Raw genomic sequence first — 13,144 nt, forward strand, 5'->3', positions numbered from 1 at the left:
AGGTGGAAGTGCCGTAAGGCATGGAGCTGACTGTTACTAATCGGTCGAGGGTTTGACCTGAAGCATAAGTTGGAAGGAAAAGAGGGAATCCGGAGACGGATTCCCGGGAAGAGTTTGTGTGTTCAGTTTTGAAGGTATGTGTTGATCTACTGAAAGTCTGCGTCGGCAGGCTTTTTTTTGTTATGGACTTTAGCCAGGACCGAACCACCCGTTTCGCAGGTGGCGGCGATTTTATCAGGAAGCAGCTGCATCGGCAGACTTTTTTGTTTATAAGGATGGAGTTGCTGCAGCGACTGTCTCAGCTTTCCAAGAGATCCGACGTCATAGATAATGGCATCACGAAAAAAGCACCGCCGTAAGATCGATAAAGACATCACGAAAAAAGCACCGCCGTAAGCCGAATTCATCCGGTGTACAGCAGCGCTCAACTTGTTCAATATTCACTTCACAAATTTTTTTTGAATTTTTCCTTTAGATCACTGATTGCCTGGAGTTCATCCTGATCAGTGACTTCTTCTATTTTTTCTTCTTCACGGACAAGCATCAGAACAAAGCTCACGGCGAGCAATGCACAGGAGATCCAGATGATCTGCCTTCCTGTCGGTGCAGTCCCGGCTCCGACACGGGAGGCAAGAAAGCCTCCGACACCAGCACCCAGAACAAAGACCAGGATAACCAGAAAATACTGCGTGCATCGTCTGAGATGCTTTCTATCCTTTGTACGAAGATAGGCACTCAGTGCGTCCATCCCGCTTCGAAGATTTCCAATGCACATTGTACTTGCGTATGCGTAACCGTTAACCTTCCGAAATGCCTGAACCTGCATTGCGCAGGCCATAGAAGTCAGGGCATTGGCAAAGACGTTGATGATATCATTGATCGGCAGAAAACCAACCACCAGGAGCATCAGGATCTGGAGCAGAACGATAACCTGTCTCCAGTGAATCATCCCGTTTGACCGGATTCTTGCGCGGATCTGTTCGGCAAGGAGAACACCGAGCGCAAATGCAGTCAGCGGGATCAGATAGTGCAGAGCTCCGGTCACGTCTCCGATGAAAAAATGCTGTGCCATAAGAACCAGATTTCCGGTCTGCGCATTCGCGAAAACCCTGCCTCGCACGAAATAGGAGTAAGCGTCCTGCAGTCCTCCCGATGCAGTAAGCACGATCATCACCGCATTTGATTCAGACATCTGAATGTGTTTTCTTTTCTTATGATAAGTTACAGGCTGTTCCAAATCAAATTCCTTCTTTTCTTAGCGTACCAAACGAATATTGAGCGGCCAATAAAACGCCTGATCTGATGCAGCTGAATACGAAAAAGCCGCATACAGATAAGTATTATAGTTCATCAGAAGAAAAAAACAACCTTGAAAAACAAAAGGATGTATAACTAAAGAGCTGAACTTAAATGACTGAAATGAAAAGACAAAAGACACGAGATCAAAAGACCAAAGATCAAATGACTGAAATCAAAAGATCTGAAATGAAAGGACTGAAATCAGATGTCCGAACATCAAAGACAGAACGTCAAAGATAGAACGTCAAAGACAGAACATCAAAGGCAGAACATCAAAGGCAGAACATCAAAGGCAGAAACATGCAGAAAAAGCGGCAATGAAAAGAGGATGTTGATTTTCTCGTCATCAACATCCTCTTTTAATGAACTGCCCTTATCGTCTCTACTTTCTTTATCATTATGATTAACCTCCTTTTCTTTTATTTATCGGATGGTTACTTAGGCCTTGATCAGATGTGCAATGGACTTCTCCTCCGTTTCTTTTGCTTTCTTTTTGTTGTTAACTATATAATACAGACGTAACGTCTGTTTGTCAAGTATTAATCTGAAAATAAAGCGAATTATAGAGTATATATAGATTAATTGAACGTGCACACAAGAATATACAAAAAAAGAGCCGCTGCCTGTTGATATCAGACAGAGGCTCCTTAAATGGGGGAGATGATCAAGATGAGGTAATCATCCTGAACCAAGGTTAAAAAACTTTGCCTTGATTTGGTGTGATTATAACAACAGCCGGGCTTCATTGCAAGCAATTTCATTGAAATAATTCCGAAAACTTTTACGAAAACAGCCTGATATCTAAATATATGCTATATGCGTTTGAATGAGCTTGAAATCGCGATCGTCCCGATCAAACATGCCACCTGAAATATCAATGAGAACAGGTGTCGATGTACAATTGAAATAATTTCAGAGGACATCGCAGGAGGATATGGTTTATGCTGCGCGGTTACATAACAGGGATGTTTTCAGTATTAATGATTAAAATATCTGTCGAATCTTCGGATTTTTATTTATCTTTCCGAATGAAATGTGCTAAAATTATAAATATGTGAAATGTGTAAGGGCTACTTGGGCTATGTCTTTAAATGAGAGGAAGTTCAAATGAACATTGACAAAACAAATGAAATCATCAATTTCTATATTGACAAGTTTGACAAATCAGCCGGGAAAGAACATGACGAACTCTTCAAGTGGCGCTCTGCGTGGAAGTGCAGAAAATACTGGGATCTGGAGAACGCGGATTTTGCCGGGATGTTCCAGTCCTGTTTCAAGGACAGTGGCAGCCTCATCTCCAGCAGCTTCTGGTGGCCGAACAACGGCATCATGATGCTCTGTGATGAACGCAGCAATCATCAGGAGGCAGTCCGTGAGGCCTTCCGGATCCTCACGGAGGAAACGGAAGAGGATGACAAAGCACGAGGAGAACACACCTTTACATTTATACACAAGATCAACAGTCTCCTGGAAAGCCGGTCAAACGGTAAAGGTTATCTTCAGAATTCACGTTCCGCGCTTTCTTACCTCGGACTGATCTTCCCGCAGAAGGACTTCATCTACAAACCGACGACAGCATCGAATTTTGCTGATTCTGTCGAATTTTCCGAGAACTTCAGCAGTGGAAAGGCCTTTCGTCTGGATGCCTACTACCGGATGTGCCGTGAACTTGCCGAAGTGATCCGCACTCGCCCGGAGCTTCTCGAAATCGTTCAGAAAGAATTGATCAGTCAGGCTGAGGAATACAACATGCCGGGGCTTGAAAGCATTGATCCTGAATGTCACATCCTTGCATTTGATATTATGTACACAGCCGACACCTATGATTACTACATGGATCACCCCTTCGTTCATCGGACCAAGGCATCCCGCACAAAGCAGGAGAAAGAAGAGAAGAAGCAGGAAATTGAAAATGAGATTTCTTACATTGAGGATCATATCCGGATGCTGAAGGATCAAATCGGAAATGCAGACAGCGCGGATATAATTGGAGCATCTGTCTCTCACAGAAAGTTCGGGGAAGGAAAGATAACCAGTCAGAACGATGACAAGGTGACCGTTGCGTTCCCGGCAGGAAGCAAGATTATGAGTCTTGCCTTTCTGACTTCGAACCACATGCTGGATGATACCGGAGTTATGGAAAGCTACAACAACCGGATGCATCTGAAAAATGAGCTGGACACCTACCGGGCTAATCTTGCCATCAAGAATTCCGAGCTTGCTTACTTTATTCAGAAGAATAAGACCCGGAAGCAGCTGCAGGAGGAGGAAGAGGAGAGGGAGCGGCTCTCTCTTGCAAAGAAAAAGGCGAAGGCACAGCAGTAAGTCTGGAAGGCAGACTATCCAACAAAGAATCAGAAATTAATGTTCACACAAAGAAAAAGAACGAGATAAAACACGCTGCGCGAGTTTTATCTCGCTATCGCGACGCTCGCCGCACACGAATACTTCGCATTCGGCTGCGGCTCACTGTTCGCGTAAATAAGAAAAAACGGGTGTTCAGTCATCCGTTTTTTCTGTATAATAGTAAAAAGACATCAGAAAGGTAACTGGAAACCGTGCAGAACAGAGCAAAACGAGGAATTGAAAATACCGCATTCTCGGAACAAAAGACCGAAGAATACGGATATTCAGCGAATGCGCTCCGGTTCATAGCACGGATCACTCTTTTCTTTTTTCTCTCCGCATTTATCGGAACCTCATTTCTATGTATGTTTCATAAATCCTATGCGATCGGAACCTACAGCGGGCAGGTCAGATGGAAGGAAACAGAGACCAATGATCTCTGGAAATTCTATCAGAGCTCGCTTTCGCTGGTCAATCCTGACGACCCGGAATCTGATCCGAACGTCATGACGTACACGGGAAGTACCTTCGACGACAATTATTACAATCTGATCAACAGCACGAACAGCTGGTCTCAGTTCCGCTCCTTCAGCAGATCCCTGTATCAGAACGATTCCTATGTGATTCCCGGCCTCAGACAGACGAACGTCTCCGGAATGGCAACGCCCTATATGGTGCCGCAGGGAATCTGCATGGCCGGAAACTATATTCTGATTTCCGCATACAGTTCTTCAGATAAGGTATGGACAAGCTCCGTAATCTATGTGCTTGACCGGGACACCGGAAAATACCTCACGACCCTTGCGCTGAGCACCCGCTGTCACGTCGGCGCGCTCGCCTACAGTACAAGAACAAACCGTGTCTATATCGCGGACTCCAGTCTCAAGGATGAGCGGGTACCCAGGACGAACAAATCGGATCAGCCGGAAAACCCGACCGGCGTCTACCGCATATGGCAGATCTCCATGCGTGATCTCCGGAAGTATGTCAATCAGAACAGAGATTCTGTCTATGTACCTCTGGTCAAGTATTTGTCCTGCAATACCATTCCGTCTTTCATCTTCATATATAAGAACACACTATTTGTCGGGAGCTTCAATGCCAACAGCTTCTATCCGAGAAGCTACGCGACAGCCTACAGCCTGAAGACCGGGAAGGTCGTGACATACAAGCTCTATCTCAGCTATTTTACCCAGGGAGCGCAGATTGTGAAACATAAAGGCCGTCTGTATGTGATCACGTCATCCTCCTACGGACGCAACAATACCTCCTATCTCAGGATCTACCGGATTCATTATAACAAGTATCTCGGCTGGTTCCGCAATCCGGTCCTTGTCCGAAGCCTGCGTATTCCAAATATGAGCGAGGATCTCGACTCCGGCGGAGATCATCTGCTGATCAATTTTGAATCCGGGGCGACGAAATATCAGGCGCAGAACGTCACACAGAATCAGATCGACCGTGTCCTGAATGCATCGATAGGCAGTCTGATTGACGGTTATCAGATGCAGGTTCCTTATGCGAACGAGACGCAGATGATGGACAACGCACTTCCCGGAGACAAGAGCACGAAGAAGGACAGCCCAGCCGCTGCAGATGCAGCCGGCGATCATATTGTCGAGAGGGCATTACTCCCTTCAGAGAGGAAAAATTCCGCGTTAAGCAGAAATCCTTCTGGGATCGGGAAGGAACCGATGAAAGAAAATGAAATGGAAGAAAACGAGAACAGAGAAAAACGAGGAAAGAGGAAAACCCGGTTGTAGAACCGGAACGAATAGTATTATAATAGGGGCTTAAAGGAGATTATACAAAAATGCACTATAAGAAAATTATACTGGCTCTGACAGCCGCGGGCATGATCGCATCTCAGACAGTGCCTGCCTATGCTGAAGAAAATTCAAACGTCACCTCAGTATCGTCTGCTTCCGGAGTGGTTTCTGCATCCTCCGGCTCAGATGCTGCTTCCGCGTCCACTTCCGGAACGGTTTCCTCCTCACAGAACAGCAGTGGAGCTGTTTCTTCCTCTTCCGCAGGAAACACTTCATCTGGCGCCGTTGAAACACCGGAAAATTCTGCGTCCGGGGATAACGCGACTTCTTCGTCTACCGGATCTGGCGCCACCGCTTCGGGTAGTTCAGCTACAGGTACCTCCGGGGAGAATGCTTCCGGTACCAATCCGTCCGGCGGCACGGACAGCACAAAGGAGGCTGCATCTGGAAACGCGGACGCCGCAGGTAAGAATCAGAGTGACGCTTCCGACAAGAAGTCTACGGAAGTCAGTGATGCCACGAAATCTCAGGCCGAGCAGGAAGCGGAGAGGGCAGCGCAGAATGAACAGTCCATACAGCCGGTCGTTCCCACGGGAGTTGCGGGTACGGTAGATCAGACTGCTGCGGAGAAGGAGACCTTCGCGTATCTGACTGAGGTTGTCGGTCTCAACAATGCCGCAGCGTCCGGACTCCTCGCGAATTTTTACCAGGAGACCATGTTCCAGTATAAGGCAGTTGGCGGAAACGGTATTGCTTACGGACTCGCCCAGTGGACCGGCGGGAATTTTACAAGTCTTGCGAACTGGTGCGGCGCCAACGGAAGAGATTACACAACCATTGACGGCCAGATGTATTATCTCAAATATGACCTGGAAACCAATTATCCCACTGTCTATGCGTATCTGAAGGGACTTCCGAACACAGCTGAGGGCGCGGGCGCTGCCGCCGCGTTTTTCTGCACATACTATGAGCGTCCGGCATACACGGAGACACGTGCCGCGGAGCGGACCGCATATGCGCTGCAGGTCTTCTGGCCGAGATACCAGAGCTACATTCTGGAGCAGAACAAGGATGTCAAGGCATACATGGACTGGCTCGCAGCCTATACTGCAGATCAATCTCACGGATACAGCACCGTAAGCCGACGCAACAATCCAGACGTGGATGCGTATTCCCTGATTTTCTATGCGCTGTATGACAACGGCTATCTTCTGGCGGAAAATGACAGGAATCCCTTTGACCAGAGCAGCATCGTCTCCGAGCTGACGGAACATGGCTTTGCGGAGGCATCCGACGCGGAGACAGATCCGGAAAAGCTGGAAGCGGGCGACATCATCCTGTATACTGACAATTCCGGGGCAGCGGTTTACCGGACCGCTGATCTCGTATGGCAGGCTAAGGAGACGGACGCGGACAAGGCTTCGGGCAATAAAGCAGGAGACCAGACAGATGAGGTTGGAAGCGGCGAGCTGGATACCTCAAAAGAGCGGAAGGTATATCGGCTGAAGACAAAGGATGCCAGCCTTCCGGCGCTTGCGCAGAAGATGGTGGATCAGCTTTCCAATAAGCAGTACATGTACAGCGACAACATCCGTCAGATCAAGAAAACCGATGAAGACAGCTACACCTTCCTGTTCCAGACGCTTAAGGGCATCGGAGAGCTGAAGGATGTGGATACTGCCTTCACAAAGGACACCATGGATCATGTTCTGTGTACGCACAGCTATCAGAACATAGAGGCTCAGATCGCAGCCAAGAAAACGTCACTGTCCGTCGGAGATATTGTCTGGAATCCGGAATTCGGAGCAGCTGTATATCTGGGAAGCGACCGCTATATCTTCATGGACAATGAAGTGGATCAGAAGATGACAGACATCACCGGTATCAGCAGCTGCAGATACCTTGAGACAAAGAAAATGACAGGTGCTGCATGGACCGCTGTTTATCACAAAATGTAACGGAGCGGAGTACATCGCGTCTCTGCGGGAAAAAGCGCAGGAAGATCATCTATAATTTTGTGACCGCGGTTCTGTTCATCGGAATGATTGCAGGCAGTTCGCTTCCGGTAGGCGCAGCAGGAAATACATCCGTGAATGCATCTGGGACTACATCAGGGACTGAATCTCAGAGTACATCCGGAGCTGCATCTCAGGCTTCATCGGGAAATAATTCTGGAACTGCACTTGGGACTACACTGGTCGGACAGTGCACTGCCTCCCGCACCAGTCCGGCTGCTGCGGACGCATCACAGACGAATGCAGCCGGGTCTGAAAATGAGGCGGGAACAGCGCACGGCGGCAGTGTAAACGGTGAGAAGGAAGCTGACACAAATGCTTCCCGTCTTCCGCTCGATCTTTCCGGAGTGACCCGTTCCGTTTCTTCGCATTCATCCGTTTCCACGGATTCCTCGAACGCATCCGGTTCCGCTCATTCCCAGGATTTGTCCGGTTCCATTTCATCCGGTTCTGCTCATTCCCAGGATTCGTCCGCTTCTGTTTCATCCAATTCCTCCGTGTCCGCGGACCCGGATACCACCGGCGAGGAGCTGTATTATTTTCAAGACGTTTACGGACATACGTATTCCATGTACCGCAATCTCACTTGTGTACAATCCCCATATCAGATGTCCGGCTTTTCCTGTCAGGATCAGCGGATGATGTACTCGGATGATACTTACACCTCACGTCTTGGCATCGATATCTCACAGTATCAGGGCGGCATCGACTGGGCGCAGGTAAAGGCAGCCGGATTCGATTTTGTCTTTATCAGAGTTGGAACCAGAGGATATGAGAGCGGATCGATTTACGAAGATGAATGCTGGGCAGAAAACCTGAAGGAAGCAAAAGAAGCCGGACTAGACGCCGGTGTGTATTTTTTCTCGGGAGCAGTCAGCGAACAGGAAGCCGAAGAAGAGGCGGACTATATCATAGAAAAATTGAACGGTGAGCCACTGGAACTCGGAATTGTCCTTGATGTCGAGACGATCGGCAGCGGAACCTCGCGGCATGACGATCTGTCGGCCGAACAGTACACGGCAAATACATCTGCGTTCTGTGAGAGAGTAAGGGCAGCGGGTTACAATCCGATCGTGTATTCCAATATCTTCTGGGAGGCAACGCACTACGATATGACGAAGATCGGCAATTATGATGTCTGGTACGCCGACTACATGACAACGCCGCAGACACCGTATATGTACCGCTTCTGGCAGTATACCGACTCCGGTACGGTTCCCGGAATCAACGGGGCCGTGGATCTGGATGTCGAACTGATTCCGAAAAGTGATCTGGTAGAGCATCACGGGGTCTTTCTTCTCGATGCTCTGCAGCAGGCCGTACTGGAGAATTCCTCCGGCGGAACAGAAATCGGGAAGGGTAATGAGAGCAGCTGCGCGGGCAACCGCGGAGTGGATCTGATCCAGAAGCAGAGCCAATAATGATCCTATACCAGAAGCAGAGCCGGTAACGATCATATCCAGAAGCACAGCCGTAAATGATCATATACTACAAGAATTAGAGCCGGTAACGATCATACGCCAGAAGCAGAACCGGTAACAATCATATAAAAGCAGGAAGAAAAAGACCGCGGCACCGGAAATATTCATCCGGTACCACGGTCGTTCTTTGTGCGCCCGGCAGCGCATATTTATAACCGGTGAAAGAATTCACGTTCGGGCGCAGATAAAAGATCATTGTCATAGATCAGACAATCGGATAGTAGGCGACGATCGTGTAATCCGCCGGCACGTGCAGGCTCTCGGCGCCGTCGGGCGTTCCGATGACCCATTTGTTTCTTCCGGTATTCCGATGTGCGTAGATCGTATCAAAATTGTACATGGTCGCGCCAATGTCAAGGGCGGTGTCTGCAGCGGTTGTGATTTCCTCCTGCTTTACGCAGAGAACAACATGGCTTCCATGCACGATATAGCGGTACGGCTGCCGGTTCAGAAAGCTCGGAGCGAGACTCGCCGCATAAAGAGCCTCATCCAGAAGAGGATCTACCGCATTCTCACTCCAGTCCATCGGCGTCCCCCATGAACCGGAATATACCATATCATCCTGCGCGATCTTTGGCGCGACGTGCTCCGCACGCTTGTTGTACTTAAGATTCGAAGGGGTCTCAATATCCAGACGCGGTTTCGCGGAAACAGCCTTTCCATAGCCGGCGGCAAGAATCACGGCCGGGGTCATCTCGGTTTCCGCCAGAAGCGCCCGCTTTGTGGCTTTGATATCATGTACGGTAAGCCAGCAATGATCAATCTCCATATCGGTGAGCTTCAGGCAGAGCTGCTCGCCGATATATCCTGCATTCAGGAGATCATTGTCCTTCTCTTCGGAAAATACGACGAGGTAGACCGGAGCGCCGAATGCAAGCCCGCGGTAACCAGCCACCCCCTCCAGGCGGTTCTTCATATCACTGTCATTGTAAATCTTCAGTTCTGTCCGGATATCCGGAACCAGTTTTTTGGTCTCTGTGAAGAAATTCCGGATCTCATTCAGGTCCTCATCCGGAATGCTTCTTTTCTTAAACTCACGCACGGACTGCCGATCTTCAATTAATTGTTTGTCATCCATTAGTGCCTCCATATCCTTATCCTGGTGATACGCAGTCTTATACCGAAATGCGCTGCTGTTTACAGTGTACGCTGCCATTTGAAGAACGCGCATCTATTTACGCGAACAGTGAGCCGCAGCCGAATGCGAAGTATTCGTGTGCGGCGAGCGTCGCGATAGCGAGATAAAACTCGCGCAGCGTGTTTTATCTCGTTGCAGCATGCGCTGTGGTTTGATTTGTGCGTGCCAATATGCAGCATATGCCTTCGGTTACAGAATGGTATTTTCCGTATAGACTTCGTATCGACGATTCAACGTGTGTTTTTATTATAAATTGGCAGATTCGTGAATGCAAGAGCAGAAAATAGTTTGCGAATCGTATGAATGAAGCATAATTGACGGTAATTGTCAGATATAACAAATTAAAATTATACTACAGAAACAAAATAATACGAAAGCAATACAATACTAAAACCATACAATGTCAAGGCATATAATACAAAGACAGAATCATACGGAAACCAAACATCATGGCTGATTCCGGAACGACGCGTCTTTTACGGCAAAGGAATCCTTCCCGTTCTGTTTCACATTGTAGAGCATGTGATCCGCCGTCCGGAACAGCGCAGAGTAGTCGATATAGGTTCCGTCATTGATGGAACAGCCGATGCTGGCAGTTACATGATCTCCGTTCTGTGCGTCAATCGCAATTGTGTGCAGATTATTTTCCACATCCGCGAGCTTGCTCTCCACAAACTTCCGGTCAACCATCCGGATCGCATACACCAGAAATTCATCGCCGCCCAAACGGGTCACAATGTCTTCCTTCCGGAAGGAAGACGAAAGGCAGGAGGCAACAGCCTTCAGGATTTCATCGCCCCTCTGATGACCATACGTATCGTTGATGTGCTTGAAATTGTCGATATCAAAGATGATAAACGCGCCCGGCACGCCGTTTGTGATACAGTTCGTGATCAGCGCGTCACCACCGCGCCGGTTCAGGATTCCGGTAAGGCCGTCATGCGAAGCGTACGTCTCTGTAATACCATTTGTCTGAAGCGAAACTGTTCTCGAGTAGATTATGATGCCGCTCCAGGTCAGCGAAATAACGTCATCCATCAGGACATAGATCAGAATCGGACCATATGCCTCGGAGGAGAGTATCAGGCGCGCAGAAATCAGGTATACTGCGGATACGAAGAGAATCATCAGATAAACCCGCCAGATCTGATCAAAGATCAGCATCGGGAGGATGATCAGCAGAATCAAGAAGATGATCGGCATATCACCCGGATTTAATGCGGTCTGAAGGAATGCAGTAAATAACAAAATCAGTATTTCAAAGATATAAAGTATGATCGTCGGCAGATGCGTCTGACGAATGGCACTGTTTCCGGCAGCTGATTCATCCTCAATTGCTGGTTTCCTGGGAAACGCATTCCCGGTTTCACGGATAAACGCGTAATAGATCAGTGCCATAAATCCAATGCCCATCAGCATATAGATACAGTATCCGAATTCGATAAAACGAAAGAACACAACCTGACAGATCAGATCCATCAGAAACAGAAGCATCAGAAATACAAGCAGGAATCTCATCGATACACAGTTTTCATAATTGAGAATTGCCGTGTAATCCTCCAGTGCAGGAGAAAACAGGGCCTTACGGACTTTGCAGGTCCACTTCTTGCAGTTCAGAGAAATATGTTCTTGCACATGGATAAATTTCTTCAATGGAATTCTCCGTTCGTCATATTATTTGCAAAATGCCATTTCAAGAGTAGTGAAACAGATTTGATTACTGATGATTTAATTATATCAACATTTTCAACAGCTTCAATGGTATTTGACAAAATGATTCTGTGCAAATTACATATACATGGAATACGATGGTGCAGATTTTTATACGTGAGAAGTGAAAAAATGAAACGGCGCTGCTGCCTGCGTTTTCGAAGAACTGTTCAGCCATGATCCAGTTCAAGACAGGTTGACATAAACAGTAACATATTTGTAAAGATTTATTTACTTTCTTCCCTGTGGATACAGTTAAAATAATCAGACGGGAGTAATAACGAGATAAAACACGCTGCGCGAGTTTTATCTCGCTATCGCGACGCTCGCCGCACACGAATACTTCGCATTCGGCTGCGGCTCACTGTTCGCGTAAATGAAAGGGCCGGATGTTCGCATCAGGCTGTATAAGGGGAGAGAAGTAAATAATGACACAGAAAATTCTGGCTGCTGATGACAACAGTCTTTTGATCAACCGTCTGAAAAGTTCGCTGGAACAGGACGGCTACGAGGTGACCGTAGCCGCAAGCGGCGCTGAGGCGCTGGAACTTGCACAGAAAAACTGGTACGATCTTGTAATTACCGATGCGGTTCTGAAGGGCATGGCAGACTTCGAGCTGTGTGAACGCATTCGTGAATTTTCCGATGTACCCGTGATCATACTTTCCGAACGCAATAAACCCATGGATAAGATCATGGGCTTCGATTACGGCGCGGATGATTATGTATCGAAGCCGTACAATACAAGAGAACTAAAGATTCGCATCCGCAAGGTACTGAAGCGTTACCGGAAGGATTACGGGAACCGTCCCGAGTCCGACCGCATCATCGTGGCTGGCAGACTGACTTTGGATAAGGACAGCCGGACGGCGACGGTAGACCACAGGAAGATCGACCTCACCGTAAAGGAATATCAGCTTTTGAAGGAGCTTGCTTCCCGGCCCGGTAAGATCTTCACACGAAATGCCCTGATCTTCAAGATATGGGGAACAGAATTCAGTGGTGACGAGAAAACGCTGGACGTTCATATCCGCAGGCTCAGGAACAAGATCGAAACCGATCCCTCGCATCCGCAGATGATTCGCACCAAATGGGGAGTCGGGTATTACTTCAGTACGAAATGACTCGAAAAACACATGTATCATAGCCAGTGTCTCGAAGAAAGACACTGGCTATTTGACGCTTAGAAAATCTGTCCATGGTAAGTATATATTGCTGCTTCTGGGAGCCACCTCTTAGTGAGCAGTTCATCAGCAGATAAAAGAAGCGGGCAAGGATAACCAGTAACTATCTAAAACGAAACATTTCTTCATATTTATGTAAAACAAGCTTTAAAAACAAACTGTTTTATTGTAAAATACAGAGCGGCAGTAAATGCCAGAGGAA

Annotated in this window: 9 protein-coding genes; 5 read left to right on the plus strand and 4 right to left on the minus strand. The window is 47.7% G+C overall.

What is annotated here, in order from left to right:
* Positions 1–146 precede the first annotated feature (146 nt).
* Together ACTQ1O_RS11965 and ACTQ1O_RS11970 are read right to left on the minus strand one after the other, a co-directional pair.
* Positions 147–437 carry a hypothetical protein gene (locus ACTQ1O_RS11965; RefSeq protein ID WP_441487448.1) on the minus strand — a complete coding sequence of 97 codons (291 nt, stop codon included), beginning with the start codon at positions 435–437 and terminating at the stop codon, positions 147–149.
* An 8-nt stretch (positions 438–445) separates the two neighbouring features.
* Positions 446–1,237, minus strand: a complete 792-nt coding sequence (locus ACTQ1O_RS11970; RefSeq protein WP_441487449.1) for a YoaK family protein — start codon at positions 1,235–1,237, stop codon at positions 446–448.
* Positions 1,238–2,406: 1,169 nt separating this feature from the next.
* Here ACTQ1O_RS11970 and ACTQ1O_RS11975 point away from each other — a divergent pair.
* The 4 genes from ACTQ1O_RS11975 (at position 2,407) to ACTQ1O_RS11990 (ending at position 8,850) form a co-directional block, all read left to right on the plus strand.
* Positions 2,407–3,624, plus strand: coding sequence for a hypothetical protein (locus ACTQ1O_RS11975; protein ID WP_441487450.1), 1,218 nt, complete (start codon positions 2,407–2,409; stop codon positions 3,622–3,624).
* Positions 3,625–4,010: 386 nt separating this feature from the next.
* Positions 4,011–5,408, plus strand: a complete 1,398-nt coding sequence (locus tag ACTQ1O_RS11980) for a hypothetical protein (protein WP_441487451.1) — start codon at positions 4,011–4,013, stop codon at positions 5,406–5,408.
* 50 nt (positions 5,409–5,458) lie between these two features.
* A complete protein-coding gene (locus ACTQ1O_RS11985) occupies positions 5,459–7,372 on the plus strand; it encodes a phage tail tip lysozyme (RefSeq protein WP_441487452.1) in 1,914 nt (637 codons plus the stop codon).
* Positions 7,345–8,850, plus strand: a complete 1,506-nt coding sequence (locus tag ACTQ1O_RS11990; protein WP_441487453.1) for a glycoside hydrolase family 25 protein — start codon at positions 7,345–7,347, stop codon at positions 8,848–8,850. Before ACTQ1O_RS11985 ends, ACTQ1O_RS11990 begins: the two co-directional genes overlap by 28 nt.
* A 265-nt stretch (positions 8,851–9,115) precedes the next feature.
* Here ACTQ1O_RS11990 and ACTQ1O_RS11995 read toward each other — a convergent pair whose 3' ends face one another.
* Positions 9,116–9,988, minus strand: a complete 873-nt coding sequence (locus ACTQ1O_RS11995; protein WP_441487454.1) for a nitroreductase family protein — start codon at positions 9,986–9,988, stop codon at positions 9,116–9,118.
* Positions 9,989–10,495: 507 nt separating this feature from the next.
* Entirely contained in the window at positions 10,496–11,701 is a 1,206-nt protein-coding gene (locus ACTQ1O_RS12000) for a diguanylate cyclase (protein WP_441487455.1), read from the minus strand.
* A gap of 485 nt (positions 11,702–12,186) precedes the next feature.
* Between ACTQ1O_RS12000 and ACTQ1O_RS12005 the strand changes: the two genes are divergently transcribed.
* Positions 12,187–12,882 (plus strand): response regulator transcription factor, encoded by a 696-nt coding sequence (locus ACTQ1O_RS12005; protein WP_441487456.1) that lies wholly within the window; start codon positions 12,187–12,189, stop codon positions 12,880–12,882.
* Positions 12,883–13,144: the final 262 nt, after the last annotated feature.

This window comes from Bilifractor sp. LCP21S3_A7, from assembly GCF_052118825.1.
Classification (GTDB): Bacteria; Bacillota; Clostridia; order Lachnospirales; family Lachnospiraceae; genus Bilifractor.

Coding starts and splice junctions, on each gene's coding strand:
- ACTQ1O_RS11980 (WP_441487451.1), top strand. CDS start 4,011: ATGTTTCATAAATCCTATGCGATCGGAACCTACAGCGGGCAGGTCAGA.
- ACTQ1O_RS11995 (WP_441487454.1), bottom strand. CDS start 9,988: ATGGATGACAAACAATTAATTGAAGATCGGCAGTCCGTGCGTGAGTTT.
- ACTQ1O_RS12005 (WP_441487456.1), top strand. CDS start 12,187: ATGACACAGAAAATTCTGGCTGCTGATGACAACAGTCTTTTGATCAAC.
- ACTQ1O_RS11975 (WP_441487450.1), top strand. CDS start 2,407: ATGAACATTGACAAAACAAATGAAATCATCAATTTCTATATTGACAAG.
- ACTQ1O_RS11990 (WP_441487453.1), top strand. CDS start 7,345: ATGGACCGCTGTTTATCACAAAATGTAACGGAGCGGAGTACATCGCGT.
- ACTQ1O_RS11985 (WP_441487452.1), top strand. CDS start 5,459: ATGCACTATAAGAAAATTATACTGGCTCTGACAGCCGCGGGCATGATC.